This window comes from Shewanella surugensis (assembly GCF_023284005.1).
Classification (GTDB): domain Bacteria; phylum Pseudomonadota; class Gammaproteobacteria; order Enterobacterales; family Shewanellaceae; genus Shewanella; species Shewanella surugensis.
Map to the genome: position 1 here is coordinate 40565 of NZ_JAKIKS010000006.1, position 17688 is coordinate 58252.

At 39.6% G+C, this 17688-nt stretch carries 14 protein-coding genes; 10 read left to right on the forward strand and 4 right to left on the reverse strand.

Annotation, left to right across the window (positions count from 1 at the left end; translation table 11 throughout):
• Window positions 1-50 precede the first annotated feature (50 nt).
• Window positions 51-827, forward strand: a complete 777-nt coding sequence (locus L2764_RS02895) for a TatD family hydrolase (protein ID WP_248938741.1) — start codon at window positions 51-53, stop codon at window positions 825-827.
• Between the two features lie 179 nt (window positions 828-1006).
• Here the strand turns inward: L2764_RS02895 and rsmF are convergent, their stop codons facing one another.
• Window positions 1007-2425 carry a 16S rRNA (cytosine(1407)-C(5))-methyltransferase RsmF gene (gene rsmF, locus L2764_RS02900; protein WP_248938742.1) on the reverse strand — a complete coding sequence of 473 codons (1419 nt, stop codon included), beginning with the start codon at window positions 2423-2425 and terminating at the stop codon, window positions 1007-1009.
• Window positions 2426-2513: 88 nt separating this feature from the next.
• Between rsmF and L2764_RS02905 the strand changes: the two genes are divergently transcribed.
• The 3 genes from L2764_RS02905 to L2764_RS02915 all read left to right on the forward strand — a co-directional run bounded on the left by L2764_RS02905 (window position 2514) and on the right by L2764_RS02915 (window position 5610).
• Window positions 2514-3740 (forward strand): spore maturation protein, encoded by a 1227-nt coding sequence (locus L2764_RS02905; RefSeq protein WP_248938743.1) that lies wholly within the window; start codon window positions 2514-2516, stop codon window positions 3738-3740.
• A gap of 276 nt (window positions 3741-4016) precedes the next feature.
• Window positions 4017-5012, forward strand: coding sequence for a hypothetical protein (locus L2764_RS02910; RefSeq protein WP_248938744.1), 996 nt, complete (start codon window positions 4017-4019; stop codon window positions 5010-5012).
• Between the two features lie 157 nt (window positions 5013-5169).
• The gene (locus L2764_RS02915; RefSeq protein WP_248938745.1) at window positions 5170-5610 is read left to right on the forward strand and encodes a YcgN family cysteine cluster protein; all 441 of its coding nucleotides are present in this window, start codon (window positions 5170-5172) and stop codon (window positions 5608-5610) included.
• Between the two features lie 248 nt (window positions 5611-5858).
• On the opposite strand, the gene L2764_RS02920 is transcribed toward L2764_RS02915, so the two are convergent.
• From L2764_RS02920 to cls, 3 genes are all read right to left on the reverse strand, one after another.
• Window positions 5859-8195, reverse strand: coding sequence for an Ig-like domain-containing protein (locus L2764_RS02920; RefSeq protein ID WP_248938746.1), 2337 nt, complete (start codon window positions 8193-8195; stop codon window positions 5859-5861).
• Between the two features lie 87 nt (window positions 8196-8282).
• A complete protein-coding gene (locus tag L2764_RS02925; protein WP_248938747.1) occupies window positions 8283-8909 on the reverse strand; it encodes a porin family protein in 627 nt (208 codons plus the stop codon).
• Between the two features lie 80 nt (window positions 8910-8989).
• Window positions 8990-10447, reverse strand: a complete 1458-nt coding sequence (cls, locus tag L2764_RS02930) for a cardiolipin synthase (protein WP_248938748.1) — start codon at window positions 10445-10447, stop codon at window positions 8990-8992.
• 215 nt (window positions 10448-10662) lie between these two features.
• Here cls and L2764_RS02935 point away from each other — a divergent pair, with 215 nt between their 5' ends.
• The 6 genes from L2764_RS02935 (at window position 10663) to tssE (ending at window position 17645) form a co-directional block, all read left to right on the forward strand.
• The gene (locus L2764_RS02935; protein WP_248938749.1) at window positions 10663-11517 is read left to right on the forward strand and encodes an endonuclease/exonuclease/phosphatase family protein; all 855 of its coding nucleotides are present in this window, start codon (window positions 10663-10665) and stop codon (window positions 11515-11517) included.
• 990 nt (window positions 11518-12507) lie between these two features.
• Window positions 12508-14160 carry a type VI secretion system protein TssA gene (gene tssA / locus L2764_RS02940; protein ID WP_248938750.1) on the forward strand — a complete coding sequence of 551 codons (1653 nt, stop codon included), beginning with the start codon at window positions 12508-12510 and terminating at the stop codon, window positions 14158-14160.
• Window positions 14161-14181: 21 nt separating this feature from the next.
• The gene (tssB, locus tag L2764_RS02945) at window positions 14182-14673 is read left to right on the forward strand and encodes a type VI secretion system contractile sheath small subunit (RefSeq protein ID WP_248938751.1); all 492 of its coding nucleotides are present in this window, start codon (window positions 14182-14184) and stop codon (window positions 14671-14673) included.
• A 12-nt stretch (window positions 14674-14685) separates the two neighbouring features.
• Window positions 14686-16161, forward strand: coding sequence for a type VI secretion system contractile sheath large subunit (tssC, locus tag L2764_RS02950; protein ID WP_248938752.1), 1476 nt, complete (start codon window positions 14686-14688; stop codon window positions 16159-16161).
• Between the two features lie 441 nt (window positions 16162-16602).
• The gene (gene tssD, locus L2764_RS02955; RefSeq protein ID WP_248938753.1) at window positions 16603-17070 is read left to right on the forward strand and encodes a type VI secretion system tube protein TssD; all 468 of its coding nucleotides are present in this window, start codon (window positions 16603-16605) and stop codon (window positions 17068-17070) included.
• A 158-nt stretch (window positions 17071-17228) separates the two neighbouring features.
• Window positions 17229-17645: a type VI secretion system baseplate subunit TssE gene (tssE, locus tag L2764_RS02960; protein ID WP_248938754.1), complete on the forward strand. Its 417-nt coding sequence runs from the start codon at window positions 17229-17231 to the stop codon at window positions 17643-17645.
• Window positions 17646-17688 lie beyond the last annotated feature (43 nt).

Consider the following 17688-nt stretch of genomic DNA (forward strand, 5'->3'; position numbering starts at 1 on the left):
GCAGCTTACCGTTATGCTGGCGACAAAATATTGTCTCTAGGAAACCTGTTGTGCTTATCGATTCTCATTGTCACCTTGACCGTTTAAAAGCGGCACCCGATCAATCCAGTTTACGTCAAATTATTCATGAGGCGAAGTCACGGGGGGTTGAATATTTTCTCTGTGTGAATGTCAGGCAAAATGGTTTTCAAGCGATGAAAGAACGGGTTTCTGAGTTTGAACAGATTTTTATGTCTGCGGGCGTCCATCCATTGGATGTACAAGAAGGTTTAGACGTTAATGAGTTGCAAGACTTTATCAAGGATCCTAAAGTCATTGCTATTGGGGAGACGGGTTTAGATTATTTTTATGCCGATGAGACTAGATCCATCCAGCAAACGTGTTTTGAACAACAAATAGCCCTCGCGGTTGACGTCAATAAACCCTTGATTGTGCATACGCGTGATGCTCGTGAAGATACCATTAATTTTTTAAAACAAGGCCACGCCGATAAAGTGGGTGGCGTATTACATTGTTTTACAGAAAGTTATGAGATGGCAAAATCGGCGATGGAGTTGGGTTTTTATATTTCAGTCTCAGGGATTATTACCTTTAAAAATGCAGCTGAATTGAGAACAACCATACGTAAAATACCTAAAGAGCGGCTACTCGTTGAAACTGATTCACCTTATTTAGCGCCCGTTCCGCATAGAGGTAAAGAGAATCAGCCCGCTTTTGTACGTGATGTTGCTGAGTTTGTTGCTGAGTTAAGGGGGGAGACTTATGAAGAGTTAGCCGCTTATACCTCTGAAAACTTTTTTCATTTATTTAAAGATGCAAAGCGGTAAATAATCTCTTAAAAAGCATAAAAAAAGACCCAAAATTGATCCGTGAGGTTTTGGGTCTAGGGGAAGGGCTCCATGATGGAGCCATGCGCTAATATTAACAGGTCATTCTATCTAACTGGTACTTAAGTGTAGTAGATAATTCTAAATAAGGGGAATGTTTATTAGCTAATGTGATTAAGTTAAAGCAAAGCGATTTTGTCTTTGACTAACTCTCTGGGCAGATTATTTTTTAGTTTATTGCCTAAGTGCTTAGCCATACCCAATAGCGCCTCTTCGTAACTGACTAATATCTCTCCCTGTGGCTGTTCTTTTTGACTCAGCATGATATCTCGGCCCATCAAATATGCTTTTGCTTGTTCTTGCGTTAACCCAATACTGGGTTTATTGATCCCTAAAGCCATCAGGGCTTCATGTTTTGCTTTAAAGCCTTTTTTGAGCAGATCGGCTAATTTTATGCCCATTCTTTGGTAACGCATCTTGCCGATAAAAGGCACTAGGGACTCAGGAAAGAGCCAAAATTCATTTTCTCTTTGCATGAGAATACCTTGCTTAGGCAGCGTGATTGAAAATGTGTCCTGAAAGTACTGCTGCAAAGCGTCGATGTGCTTTTTTGGGGCGGGGTTAAAAGGAAAGTTTTTTTGCTTTTTAGGCGCTGGCTGTTGACGAGGGATCGAATGCTTTTTGGTTATTTTCGCAACAAAAAAACCTTCACTATCAAATATTTGTGGCCAAACATGTAAAAACCCTTCTTCAGTGCAGGCTTGATTGGCACCCGGAAAAAGCGTCGATAGGTCGTCAATGCTCACAGCATCAGGGTATAAGGCTTTTAAAGATAAACAGACGGCTTGGTTCTCTGCTTTATTCAACGTGCAAGTGGAGTAAACTAAGCTGCCGCCAGGCTTTAAGGCCAAAAAAGCGGACGCTATTAGTGCTTTTTGTGTTTGGGCGATATCGGCAATGTTATTGGGATCCCAATGCTTTAACGCCTCGGGATCTTTTCTGACGGTACCTTCTCCGCTACAGGGGGCGTCCAGTAAAATAGCATCAAAGCTTTCATAGAGATATTCACCAAAAACACGGGCATCGAAGTGAGTTAATGCGGTGTTTGTCACTCCCATTCGTAATACATTGGCATGTAATACTTTTATACGGCTAGCTGAATACTCATTAGCGATCAGTAATCCTTGATTCTCCATTAAGGCAGCTATTTGTGTGGTTTTAGAACCGGGGGCGGACGCCATATCTAAAACAATATTCTCTCTGGATAAATCAAATTGTTGAAATAAGGCGGTGGGAGGTAACATTGAGCTGGCTTCTTGGATATAAAAAAGCCCTTGTAGATGTTCAATGGTGTTACCAAGCTGGATATCTGATGCCAGAGTGAGCCAAAATCCATCCTTACACCAAGGTATAGGTTCAAAACCCCACCCTTGATGTGTCATTCTATCAATAAAATCAGCGCAACTAATTTTTAATGTATTGATACGGATTGAAAGTCTTAACGGCTGCCCACTAAAGTGAATGAAATCGTCCAGATTAAGGTGGCGAGGAAGATCCTTGGCGATGCTATCAATGAAATTTTGATTTAATTGAACCATATGCTGGGTATGATGCTGAAAAATACTAGTATATCATAAGAAATCAGTTCACTAACTGATTGCATCATTAAAAATAAAAGGGGCGTGTGTGCTTAATAAAATTTGGCTTGTTTTCTTTATTATCACCGCATCGGCGATAGGCTTACAGTTAGTCAATGGGCAAACACAAGTGCTAGAAGCGGCGGTGACGTCATTGTTTCATAGTGCTAAATTAGCCGCTGAAATTGCATTGGGATTAATTGGGGTGTTGTCACTTTGGATGGGGTTAATGCGCGTGGGTGAACAGGCCGGGGTCGTCGGTGCATTGGCGAAAGTGTTAGAGCCTTTATTGAGTCGATTGATGCCAGAAGTGCCCAGAGGTCATCCCGCTTATGGCAGTATAACCATGAATTTAATGGCAAATATGTTAGGTTTAGATAATGCCGCCACGCCTTTGGGCTTAAAAGCGATGCACGATTTACAAACCTTAAACCCAAATAAATCGGTCGCAACGAATGCGCAAATTTTATTTTTGGTGTTGAATACCTCATCGGTCACACTGATCCCTGTGACGATTTTCCTTTATCGTGCCCAACAAGGGGCCGTGAATCCAGCAGACATTTTTTTACCGATCTTATTCGCAACGTCAGCTTCGAGCATTACCGGGGTATTATTGGTGGCAATTGTGCAGCGTATTTCTTTATTGAATACGGTATTACTCAGTTATTGCAGTGTTATTTTTGCCATGATGATCGCCTTTGTTTGGTATTTAGGCACATTAAGTGCACAAGCGATGGGAAGTACATCAACGCTGTTAGGCAACGGGGTGCTTATTGTGTTGGTATTGAGTTTTGTATTGATCGCGGGATATCGAAAAGTGGCCGTTTATGATGAATTTATAGAGGGCGCTAAACAGGGTTTTTCTCAATCTATTCAGCTTATTCCATATCTGTTAGCGATGTTAGTGGCGATTGGATTGCTTCGAGCCTCTGGCGCATTAGATTATTGCTTAGATATTATTGCCAATGTCGTGTTGCTGATGGGCGGTGATGGACGATTTGTGGATGCCTTACCGACGGCAATAATGAAACCTTTTAGTGGTTCAGGGGCACGAGCGATGATGTTAGAAACGATGGAGCAGTATGGAGTGGATTCGTTTAGTGGGCGATTAGCGGCCATTTTTCAAGGCAGTACTGAAACGACTTTTTATGTATTAGCTGTTTATTTTGGTGCGGTGGGGATCCGCAATGGACGCCATGCATTGGCTTGTGGTTTAAGCGCCGATTTGGCGGGGATCATCGCTGCTATTTTTGTCTGTTATCAGTTTTATGGGTAAATGCTCAGGCTTGTGACTTGAGCGCCTCTTTATTTGAGCATGAGCGGAGGATCGATGCTGCTCTATGCGTGTTATCTTTTTGATGCCATAATTAATGTAAGTTGTTTTGTATCTGTTTTAGATTGAATGTGGGCTTAATGCTTTAAGATTGATAAACGTTAATGATTAGGTGTCGCTGTTCTTTTCTACTAGAATGCATCGTTTAATCATAAGATCTCACTAATTATTCTAAACATTAGCGTCTCGTTTTCTTATTTACAGTCATTCAGGTGCCATATGACGAAAGTTGTTTTTTTATTAACCTTGTTATTGACGCCTCTATCCGTCTTCTCATCACCATTTTCATCTCAAACTCCCAATTTGGTCTTGGTGACCATTGATGGATTGAGATGGACAGAGGTGTTAGATGGGGCGAATTTGAATCTAATCAATTCCCCCCATTGGGTGCTCGATACTCAGAAAATAGAACGTGATTTTTGGAATGAAAATAGGCAAGTGAGGCGAGAAAACTTAATGCCATTTTTATGGCAACAAATGGTGCCAGCGGGTGTATTAATTGGCAAACGCAATGATTTGATCCGTGCTCCTGAAACTGAACGATGTGTCCGTAATGATGATTTTTATCAGAGTCTATCTCCTGAGGTCGATTCAATGACGTTATGGACTCAAAGACCCGATCAAAATAAGAGTAAATTGCTCGCTTGGCTGTATAATACTTTTCCGCCCGTCGGTGAACTTGATCCATTAGGGGCAATGCAACAATATAATTTCTTCGAAAAACCCGTTAAAAAACAAATAAGTCCATGGCCAAAGACACGTTTTGATTCAATGACATATCGTTATGCTAAACAGTCATTATTTTTAAAGTACCAAAAGGTGACCTATGTGTCTTTTGGGGCAACAGATATGTATCTTCATGAAGGCGAGTATGGACAATATTTATATGCCGCAAGACGCATTGATGGCTATGTTAAAGGGTTATGGACGTTATTACAGGCACTGCCTCAATATCGGAACAATACCATTTTGGTGGTAGTGAATGGCCATACGCTAAAGCGTATTTCTAGTCAAGTAACTGAAAAAACGATTAATGGGTATTATCCTATGTGGTTTGCTGCCATGGGGCCGGGTATTCATTCTGTTGGGGAGCTAGGTGTTAATTTTCCACTGACACAAACCCAGATATCTGAGATGTTATTGATGCTGTTAAAAGAAAACCCAGGTATCATTCCATCGAAAGCGCGAGTATTGCTTCGAGAATTCACTTCCTAGGTTAGCGGGATCCGGTATTGGCAACGGATTTTGGGATCAATGGATAGAAAGGATCTCTGTCTGCTTGTTTGGAAAGTGAGAGTTTGGTTAGGTAGGCTGGTATTTTTCATGTAAAATATGTCGCCTGGATATTTAAGATAACGTAAGAAGTGCTTTTATGCCGTTTTGGAAAACCACCCCTTTAGCTGAAATGAGTCCTACTCAATGGGAGTCTTTGTGTGATGGTTGTGGTAAATGCTGCCTCAATAAAATTATCGATGATGAGACTGAGGTCTTGTATTACACCAATGTTGCTTGTGAATTATTAGCGCATCAACAAGGCAGCTGTAAAGATTATGAGCATAGATTCACAAAAGTGCCGGGTTGCACTAAAGTGAGCATGGATAATATTGCAGAGCTCACATGGCTACCCAAAAGCTGTGCTTATCGGCGTTTATATTTAGGACGAGATTTACCCCATTGGCATCCTCTGATCACAGGCTCTAAGCAGGCTATGCAAGCGGCGGGGAACAGTGTGAATGGTCGGGTGATCAGTGAACAACGAGTGAAATATCTTGAGGATCATATTGTGTTATGGCCGCTTAAGGATGTGGATTAAGCGGAGTGATTTTCACTGTACATTTTCAAATGGAAGCGCACAGAGATGGGTAATAAAAAGTTGGCGATTCATGCTTTATTAAGTAGCCTTTTTGAATGTTGATAGGGTAGTCATGGTTATTTTTTATAAGATAAAGCCGATTGTTGTGTTCTAATCGAGTCACTATCGCACCATTGATCTCTCCTTCCGCACTACATTTAATAAAAAAGCGACCAATCGGTCGCTTTTTTACTTTTTGACGTTACGGGTTATTCAGACGATGAGGTGACCGTTATCTCTGCTGGGACAGCATAAATATAGTCATTACCCTTGATTTTATATTTCCCATTTAATAAGGTATAACCTTCATTATTATCTGTGCGGACTAGTCCAGCATTCTTACCGCCGTTACTGACACTCGCGATTGGATGGTTAGAAACCGACCAATGGGTGTCCTCGCTTACATCCTGTTTTGAGCCTCCGGCATGTAGAAAGTAAGCATAGTATTTTTTGCCGTCGTGATCGTGGGTAGTCATATGTGTTATGTGCTGCCCATACGCATCTTCAATGACATAACCTACGATGTAATCCTTAACAACATCAACAGGAGTTGAAGCTGATAATTGCTGACTACCAGGCTGAGTGTAAGTAACCTTAATCTCAGTCTTACCCTCTTTAACCCCTGTAGCTAGACCTTTAGTATCAACTGCATTACTAATAGTAACGTAGTCTGTATCTTTACTGAACCAAGTGGTAGCAGGATCAGAGGTTACATCAGAGGTGCGTCCATCTGCATAATGAAGAGTCGCTGTATACTGCTTGTTGGTACCGAGATAAAGCAGTGGATTTAGGGGGGCTATACTAATGCTTTCCGTTTGGGCGGCAACGACGTTTAAGCTTGCATCATCGGTTAATAACGTGAGTCCCTGGTTATAAGTCGCTTTAATGGTGGTGTTGCCCGTGTCGGGCCCTCCGGCGTGTGCAATTCCGTAGCGGTCTATTGTCGCAATGTTCGTATACTTGCTGGACCAATCTACGTCCTTAGTGACATCATTTTTATGACCATCGGAGTCAGTCATTGTGGCAACATATTGCTGATACTGCTCTTCGGCTATGGTCTTGTCTTGGGGGGTGACCAGTAATGATAAAGCTAAGGCGCCAGTGACGGTTAAGGTTGCCTCATCGTTTAGTGATATGGCTCCTTGGTTATAAACCGCTGTAATGGTGGTGTCGCCCGTGTTGGGCCCCCCAGTGAATGCAAGTCCGGATGTAGGGGTTATTGTCGCCTTGTCCGTATCGCTGCTGGACCAAAACACCTCATCAGTGACATTATGGTTATTGCCAGCAGAGTCTGTCATCGAGGCGTAATATTGCTCCGTATAGCCTATAGGGAGGCTCCACTGCTTAGGGGAGATCTTCAATGACACCGGGTGAGCTGAAGTGACAATGAGAGTGGCGTCTGCTGTTATATCTGAAAATGTAGCTGTGATTGTCGCTTCACCAACTCCTACAGCGTTTGCCTTCCCTGCTGTTTCATCATCCATTTTGGCAACATATTCATTATCGCTCTCCCATACTGTCGTGCTATAAGCAGTGACATCCGCTGTAGTATCATCACTGTAGGTTGCTGTTGCCGTGTATCGAGCAAATAAACCAACAATGGTGCTTGCTGTTGTCGGCGTGATGGATAGCTCGGTTACGTAAGCATCTGTGACGGTGAGGGAAGTACTGGCATCATTTGAATTATAAGAGACACTAATGGTGGTGGTACCTTCTGCTACTGATGTTGCGTAGCCAGTGTCGTCCCCTATAGTGGCTATACTGGTCTTGCTGCTTGACCATGAGGTATTTGAATCTGTGGTGGCATCATAGGTAGTACCGTCACTGTAAGTCACCGTGGCGGTATATTGCAGCTCTTCTCCATTTGCGATGGAGTCATCTGTCGGAGAGATATCAAATGTCGTAACAGTGACGGCATCAACAGTAAGATCTGTGCTATCAGAGAGATCATCGTTATTATTAAGAATAGCACTAATACTTGTCTCGCAATCTGCGCTCACATCGAGGGCTTGAGCCAGTCCAGGAGTGGTATCACCAGAGCTTTCTATGGTGGCGCAGCTTGTATTACTGCTGCTCCAAACAATGCCGTCGTCATCGGTGACATCTGAACTGGTATCGTCTTCATAATACAAGGTCGCGGTGTATTGTTGTTGTGTACCCTGCTGAATGGTTTCATCGACAGGGGTCACCACTAAAGAGGTTGGAGTAGAACTGAAAACATACAGCGTTGCAGTCGCGCTGACACCCTTTAGGCTGGCGGTGATAGTAACGTTTCCTTCACTTACCCCTGTAGCAACGCCCGTATCAACGGTGGCAATACTGGTATCGCTACTGTACCAGTCTGCATAATGGGTTACCGTTGAGGTACTGTTATCGCTGTAAGTGGCGATAAGTGAATAAGCTTGGGTGTCATCAATACCAATGTATGCGGTAGCGGGTGATAGAGATAATGCCGTAATATCATCTCTATCAGCATCGGCGCTGTCACAGGCACTGAGTAGAAAGATGGATATAAATAGAGTGAACCACTTAGCGATAGATGTCATCAAGGTGTCCTTTAATTAATCTCATCCCAATCATTGGGAAGTTATAGATATTAGCTGTAAAGCTTAAACTGAATTATGTTTAAATCTTTATTGCCCAAATTGCATGACAATGCCAAGCATGACACTTAATGAGCCGAAATCTTTCATGGTATCTCGGCCATCATAATCGGTGACATTAAGATTTAAATCATAAACATCATAACGGGTACTGAAATCGAGCCCTATTAGTTCGCTAAATTGATATGTAAGTCCTGCGCTAACAGAGCCACTTAAACTTGTCGCACTTTTTGATTCGATATCAAATCCTGCAACAGGCGTTTCTTTCCAATCAGCATAAGCGAGGCCGATACCACCAGAGAGGTGGAGAAATAACGCGTCGTGATCAAACATAAAGTCGTGTCTTATTCCGGCGGTGAAAAGATGAATATTTCTATCACTGTGTTCGAGTAAGGCATAATCCAAGTAGGGTTGATATTCTTCGGCTAACGTTTTGGCAAAGAGTATGTTGAGATTATAAGCGGTGCCACTATTATCGTAATGGTATGAGCTATCTACTGTCCCATAACGCTGATTTTTACTGTTGTAGGCTTTACTGTATCCAGCGGCTAAGGTGAGTTTATCGACGGCGAAGGCACTTCGTTTTTGAGGTGACTCTTCAGCAAAAATTTGTGGTGATAAAAAAAGTATAGGGAGCATCCAAGTTGCTTTCATCATTATATAACCTTTCTATTAATTTATATGAAGTATAGAAAGGGATTAAGCGATTGCTAATTTTTTTTGAAGAAATTTTCACATTACAATAATGGACTGAATTGATAAAAAAACTGTTCTATAATGCGCTTCCATAGGGAGCGCATTTCCCATTCTTTTAGATCGATCCTAATAGAGTCATCGATATAATCTTGCTGTAACGCCACTAAGGCACCCGTAAAGCCGGGTTCCTCTACTGCTAAGGTGAGCTCAAAGTTGAGCCATAGGCTACGCATATCTAAATTAACGGTACCGATCAAGCTGAGTTGTTCATCAATGACGACGGATTTAGTGTGTAGTAGTCCCTGCTGAAAACGATAAAGCTTGACACCTGCTTGGAGTAATTCACTAAAAAATGAACGGCTTGCCCATTCGACCATGAGAGAGTCGCTGCGAGCGGGGATGATGATACTGACATCAATGCCTTTTTGGGCAGCGCTAATAAGGGCAAAGATTAAGTGTTCGCTAGGGATAAAGTAAGGTGTTGTAATGATAATACTGCTTTGAGCTTGATAAATACTTTGTAATAGGACCTGATGAATGATTTCGTAACGTATTCCTGGTCCTGAAGGGATCACTTGCACGCAGTTTGGAGGCGCATAAGGGGGCGTTGGCGTATTATCCGGTAATTGAGGTAGTTCTCTGAACTGAGTTTCAACCTCCCAATCCCACGCATGGATACAATTCAAAACAGGCACGCTGGCGCCTTGTATTCGTACCATGACATCAATCCATTTACCGACGCCTGCATTGATATTAAAATAATCAGGATCCACTAAATTCATGGATCCTGTGTATCCGATTTTATTGTCTATGACAATTATCTTTCTGTGCATTCTAAGGTCTATTCGGCGAATAAAAGCCCTAAAAGGGGACACTTCTAAGACTTTAACCAATTGTATTCCTGAATTTTTCATTAATAGCGGCCAAGGCGTTTTGAAGAACTTTTGACTCCCCGCTGAATCTAATAATACTTTAACCGCCACACCTTTATTGGCAGCATTAATCAGTGCATTAGCCACTTCATTTGCCATGCCTCCAGGGTGCCAAATATAAAATTCAAAATGGATACTGTATTTAGCTTGCTCTATGTCTTTAATCAGCGAGTTGAGAATAATATGCGGATCACGCAGTAAACTAAGGCGATTATTATAGAGTGAAGGAATTCCTAATCTATTGATACAAAGAGTATTAATGTTTCGAGCATAGCTACTCATGTAGTGGGGTTTATATTGTTCTAAAGAACAGAGGCTACCAAACCAGCGTTGGTAAGGTTTGAACATTTCTTGCGTTCTGGCGGCTCGTTTACTGCCGATGTTATGTTCACCAAAGAGTAAATAAGCGATGATGCCACCAAATGGAAGGATATAAATAATCATTAACCAAGCAAAGGAGACACCAATAGCGCGACGTTGAATGATGATCCTTGCGGTGACGGCCGCAATGATCATCCAGTAAGTAAATACGGCAATGAAAGTGATAATATAATGAAAACGTTCCATTCAACATCAATACACAATAATGATTATCTATTAAGAAGTGTGGATTCTTTTGACTTAAAAAGATAGCCTTAAATGGTATTTGCATTCATTTCGTCAAACAAGTGGTTAGTCGCGACTGTGGAATATTGAAGTTTGTTGTATTTTGATTCCGCATCTTCAAGTAGCTTGGGTATATACTTTTAAATATGTTTTTTAGAATAGGTGCGATATCACACATGACAAAACGGAAGAAAATCATATTAATTTCAATATTTGGTTTTTTTTTAGTGAGTTATACTGACTTGAGTTATGTGTTTTCGTTAAATAATATGCCTAAGGTCTTAAGTAATGAAGTCATTAGCACGATTAAACAACCTTGCGTATACAAACAAACAGGGGGAAATATTGATAAAAAGGGTCAATTGAGTCTGGCTATATGGAATATTTATAAGCAACAAAAGCCAAATTGGTTACCTCAACTGAGTGAATTAGTCGAAAAAAATAATTTAGTCTTATTACAAGAAGCCAAATTATCCTCTTCGTTGTTGAATTATTTATCATCATCGTCATCCGTTTATTTTATGGCTGAAGCCTTTAGAATAGGGCGATCTTCCGTTGGTGTGATGACCATTAGTGATACGATGAGTTTGAGGACGTGTGCGTTGTTATCTGCTGAGCCTTGGATTCGATTTCCTAAATCAACACTCATTTCGGTGTATGCGTTATCCAATGGTCAAAATTTACTCGTTGTGAATTTACACGGGATTAACTTCGATTGGCGATTAATACATTATAAAGAGCAATTCAAAGCTCTTGCTGATTTTTTTATGGATCATGAGGGACCAGCGATCCTTGCTGGGGATTTTAACACTTGGCGATTAGAGCGACAGGCCGTAGTGGATCAGTTTGCGCACTCATGGGGGTTAACGGAAGCAAGGTTCACTGTTGATCAAAGAATATCGGCGTTCAATTATCCATTAGACCATTTATATTATCGTGAACTTGAGCTCATAAGTGCGAATGCTTTTGAAACTCAAGCATCTGATCACTCGCCTATTATAGCGACTTTTAAGTTGATTGATGAGCCGTAAATTTACCACTAAATAGGGTTTTGATATTGTTGATCCTCCAATAGTCATGATCCCTTTTTTGTTGCTCAATTTTTTCAAGTACTCATTTCATATCAAAATATGATCCTTTGTAAGTGATTATGTTCTAATGACTGACTTGGTTATGAACTCCCATCAGAGATGAAAAAGAGCTAATACTTTATTTTTATTGATGAGTCTGTCTAGAACCTGCTTATAATAAGGTGAATTTAATATTGATGTCATAAAAGACGTGAATAATGGCCTAGTTGAGAGAATAGTCTTGAATCAGAGGAGCAGTATAGAGTCATTATACTATATTCATTATATTGACTGGTTTTATTTATATGTTTGATAAATAATAGTTTAAATGCTCTGTAGACGTGAGGTGTAAGCTGTTTTCTATGCCGATGATAGAATATGAATTTACAATTAAAAAAGTCGTTTAAGTGTATTATTTAATCTATATGTGTTTTATTTGTGCTTTTTTGGTTTTGTTACTGTTATTTATAGTTGCCTTGTTAACCTTCCGTTTACTTTACATTGGTTTTATAAGGTGTTAAATAAAATTAACTGGAGATTAATATCGATTCCATTTGTGGTTATCTGTATGATATTAATGGTTTTTTACTGTTTAATCTTTGTTTGGTTCGATTTAACAAAATGAGATATTAGTTTTTATTACTTGTCTATATGACTTAGCTGTATTACTTTCAGTATATCAATAAACGGTTATTAATATGATGATTTAATTGGTTTCGATATTATTTTTAATACCTGATGTTATGAGTTTTTTTGTTAATTTAAATTTAATGGTATTGACGAAGTTTGGTTTTAAATTTCTATATTTAGAAGGTTTTTTGCCTTAGGCTTAAATTGTTTAAACAGTTATGGTATAAAAACTCAAGTTTGGTATAAAAACTCAAAAATAGGTTTAATGGAATACCATTTCCATGGAACCTATGAATTGAGGTAAAGAGAGAGGTAAATAGATTGATTTATATAGATAATTTGTCTCTATTAGGAGTGACGCCAATTTCAGCAGATAAACCTGCTGGGGATAATATTAGTGTTGATAATGATTTTGAGAACTTAAAACGAGAAATAGAAAAACATAATTCTTATTCAGCAGAGCGTGAAGCCGTTAATTGGAAAACCGTTGAAACCTTGGGGTATAAGCTCCTGTCTCAAAAATCTAAACATTTTCAAGTTGCTGCTTATTGGGGCGCAGCACGTATTCAATTGGCTGGTTTTCAAGGGATAATTGATTCATCATCTTTATTTAAAGGCTTAGTAGAGCATTTTTGGGATTCGGCTTGGCCTGCCGTTAAGCGCCTTAAAGGCAGAATGAATTCCGTTCAATGGTGGTTAGATAGCAGTTATCGTTGGGCAGAACATTATGAAGGGCCCAAAATTGATCCGGTGTTAATTGATAAAGCAGTTGAGCTTATCTCTGAATTTGAAGCATTATTGGAAAATCAATGTGAATGTGATGATGTGCCAATAATGAGAGGATTAATTAGCAGTATTAAACGGTTACCCGTTAAGGAAAGTCAAGTTGTATTGCCCATTGAGGATATGGTCACAACTGAAGCGCTAGAAATAGATACGAGTTCCGTTGTTGAAAATGTGATTGCGGAAAAAGGACCGATTGATGATGAGTCGATTACTCATGATATTGAAACCGGTCAGCTTGAGTTAACGTCAGAGCTACCTAGTGTCAAACCTAAACAGCAGAGCAATGCAGCAGCGCCTATACCGACATTGGATGATATGTCATTGCCCGATGACGATATTAAAGTCGGTATGTCTTTACTTTTACGCTCTGCAGATAAAATCTTTCGGCAGGATATGAATGAAGCGTCGAGTTATCATTTAAGGCGTTTAGCGGTTTGGTCGGCATTAAGTCAAGCGCCAACCGTCATTTCTGGAAATAAAACACGTTTACCTTCACCTGCTACTGAAGATAAGAATATTTTAAGAATATCATTAGATGATGGGACGCCTTCAAAGGTGATAACGTGCTGTGAAAATCGAGTCAGTCAGTATTTATTTTGGTTAGATTTGAGCTTCCATACTTATACGGCGTTAAAAAACTTGGGCAATGAGTCGGCGATGATAGCGATAGAAGCTGCAGTACTCGATTTCGACCATCGTTGTCCAGAAGTGAAAAACCTCTGTTTTGATGATGGGTTACCTTTTGCTGGGCCTGATACCTTAATGTGGCTGCAAAGTTTGAAAGGGTCGGAAGAGTCAAATACACTCAGTGAGTGTGATTTACTCTTATCCGAAGCCAAAGTATTGAGTGCTGGGGGGCATTTTAATGATGCCATTATTAAGTTAACCGGATCAATTAACCGTGTTACGCTAGCTGAAGAGTGTCAGATTAGAATTTTACTTGCTGAAATAATGAGCAAAGCGGGTGCGACCTTACTTGCCATTGAGCATATTAATACGGCAATAGGCTATATTGATGCGCATAAACTGAATGAATGGTCTCCAAAGTTAGCATTAGAGATTTTGCGTTGTGCCTATGAATTGATGCGTGCGGCAGAAAATATAGAGCAGTCAAATGAAATATTGAAACGGGTGAATATGATTGATCCTGCTATGGCAATGACATTGCAGACAGTTCAACAATTTTAATTTTTAGAATGAGGAATGATTATGAGTAGTAAAGGTTCTATCGCACCGAAAGAAAGAGTCAATATTGTTTATAAGCCTGATACAGGTGATGCGGCAGAAGAAGTGGAGTTACCCCTTAAAGTTTTAGTCATGGGAGATTTTACTTTAGCGCAAGATGATCGTTCAATTGAAGATCGTCACCCAGTAAACATTGATAAAGATAATTTCAATGATGTGTTGCAAGCACAGAATATCGTGGTTGACTTGGTTGTCCCTGGGAAGTTAGCAGGTCAAGATAGCGATGAAATGGCCGTTAAACTGGCTTTAAATACGATGAAAGATTTCGAGCCAGATCAAATTATTCAGCAAGTACCAGAGTTGGCTAAATTACTTGAATTAAGGGAAGCGTTGAAAGCATTAAAAAGCCCGTTAAGTAATATTCCAGATTTTAGAAAGAAGATCCAAAGTTTAGTTCAAGATGATTCAGCACGTGATGCATTAATGAAAGAACTTGGTATAGACGAAGCAGAGTAAGGAGAAGCACAAATGGCTGAACAAAAAGACGTTGAACAAACATCAGGCGCGACAGAAGGTAACTTACTAGACGAGATAGTCCAAGCAACCCGTCTAAGCCCTGATGATCAAGCATACTCTGTGACAAGAACAGGCTTACAAGAGCTGCTGAAAGGCCTTGTGCAGCCTGAAAAAAAAGGGGCTAAAATTTCAGGAGAGTTATTGGATGTCATGATCGGTGAGCTTGATCAGCAATTGTCTGCTCAAGTGAATGAAATTTTACATGATGACCAGTTTAAACAATTAGAAAGCGCGTGGCGTGGATTAAAATTCTTAATCGATCGTACTGACTTTAGAGAAAACGTAAAGATCGAATACGTGAATATTTCTAAACAAGATTTGATGGATGATTTTGAAGACAGCCCTGAAATTGTACAATCAGGCTTATATCGCACTGCCTATACTGCCGAATATGGGCAATTTGGTGGTCAGCCTTATGGCACGATTGTTGGAAACTATGATTTTAGTCCTTCTTCTCCTGATATGGCATTATTAAAGAATTTATCCGCAGTTTCTGCCATGTCACATGCGCCGTTCATTGCCGCTGCCGGCCCAGAGTTTTTTGGCATACAAGCATGGGAAGAGTTACCTCGTCTTAAAGATTTACAAGCGATATTTGAAGGGCCGCAATATACCAAGTGGCGCTCATTTAGAGAAAGTGATGATTCGCGTTATGTCGCCTTAACTTTACCACGATTTTTATTACGGTTACCTTATAGCCAAGAGGAAAACCCGAGTAAATTGTTTAATTATAATGAATCGGTGAGTAACGGCGATAAAGATTTTTGTTGGGGTAACACCGCTTTTGCTTTTGCTAATAGAATTACCGATAGTTTCGCCCAATATCGTTGGTGTGCCAATATTGTTGGCCCACAGGGCGGCGGTGCCGTAGAAGATTTACCTGTACACCAATTTGAGTCTATGGGTGAAGTAAAAAGCAAAGTACCGACTCAAGTGTTGGTATCAGAGCGCCGTGAATATGAACTCGCAGAAGAAGGCTTTATTTGTCTAACCATGCGTAAGGGCAGTGATAATGCGGCTTTTTTCTCGGCTAATTCTTGCCAAAAACCTAAGAGTTTTGGCAATTCACCAGAGGGTAAAGAGGCCGAAACCAATTATAAACTATCGACTCAGTTACCTTATATGATGGTGATGGACAGATTAGCTCATTACATTAAAGTATTGCAGCGGGAAAATATCGGTCTATGGAAAGAACGTCAAGATCTGGATCGGGAATTGAATAAGTGGATCGGTCAATATGTTACAGAGATGGATAATCCAGATGCGAGCGTGCGTAGTCGTCGGCCTTTACGAGCTGCGAAGATTACCGTGAGTGATGTGCCTGGCGATCCAGGTTGGTATCAAGTATCAATCAGTGCAAGGCCTCACTTTAAATATATGGGTGCCTCTTTCACTTTATCGCTAGTGGGTAAGTTGGATAAAGATTAAATGAGTGGACTAATAATCTAGGAATAAAATATAAAGAGTATTAAATGTGTTTTGTTCTGATGTTTATTGATTTATTATTGATAGCAATGGGGTTGTCAATAATAAGTTTAAGACTACTTTAATATTAATGTTTTAATATTGGTTTTTTATTGTTGTCACTATGTTCTTAATAATGTTTCGTTATTATTGCTGTTGATTTAATTGTTGTTTTAACTTTTTCAAACAACGATATTAATATAAATAAATTAAAAATTAGTTTGATTAATAAAAAAATACCAGTAGAATGAAATGACATCTTAAGGACTGGATGCATTTAAAGTTGTGAATATAAGGAATGCAAATATCATTGGGTATGAGTTGAATATTTTTAATATTAGATTGATATCTGAAGTTATATTTTATGACACTAGAATATACAATTAAATATAAGAGGAATTAATTATGGCTTTAACATCTTATTGCGCTATTGGTGATATCAAAGGTGGTTGTACTCAAGCAGGAGATAAACTAGATAAAGTGCTAGTCTATTCATACGAGCATAATTTAGAAATACCTAGTGATGCGAATACTGGGGCAGCGATTGGTTCAAAAAAACATAAGCCTTATAAAATTGTGAAAGCGGTAGATAAGGCTACATCTGATGTTTTTACCCTTTGGAAAAGTGGTAAGCAAGTAACAGTTACTCATGATCTTTATCGTATAAACGCTTCTGGTGTTGAAGAAAAATATTTTACGACTACATTAGAAAATGCGATAGTTGTGGGGATTAAAAACCATACTCCTGATACTTTCGCTGATACTTCTGATAAATTTCAAGATATGGAAGAGGTCACGTTTACTTATTCAAAAATCACTAAGTTATATATTGAAGGTAACCTCGAAGCTCAAGATGGTTGGGATGCAAGCTAATTTGTTTTCATAGCAATCAAATAAATTGCAATTTAAACTAGCAATTATATAAAGTTAGACAATGATCCAAAGGTGTTTATTGTCTAACTTTATTCATAATAAATATAACGGACTATATTTAGTGCATTGTTAATTAACCGAAGTGGAAAGGGGGAACTATGTATTCGGAACGTTTACTTGAGCGAGTGATTAAGGCTGGTGATCCTTTTAATGAACCAGAAAATGAGCTCTTGGTTTTAAATCGGTCTATTACGCGTTACCTTTCATTGTTACTTAATTCGCAACAAGGTACGGCGCAAACGGTGATAGATTTTGGTATGCCGGACTTGAATACCATACGCTTCAGTGACGATTTAGAGGGGCTTCGTGATTTAGAAGAAACGATAGAAGCACAGATTCTAAAGTATGAGCCAAGGATGCACAGTGTTAAGGTGACAACGATGGCAAATGAGACTGAGCGTTTGTCTTTGATGTTTAAGATCAGTGCTAGCATTAAATATAATAATGAAGTTATGGGTTTAGTTTTTGAGACGATTTTAGGCGCCGATGGTAACATTATTGTGAATAGGGTTTAGTCTATACATCTGTATTTATTGGTTTTTATTTATAATAATGCTC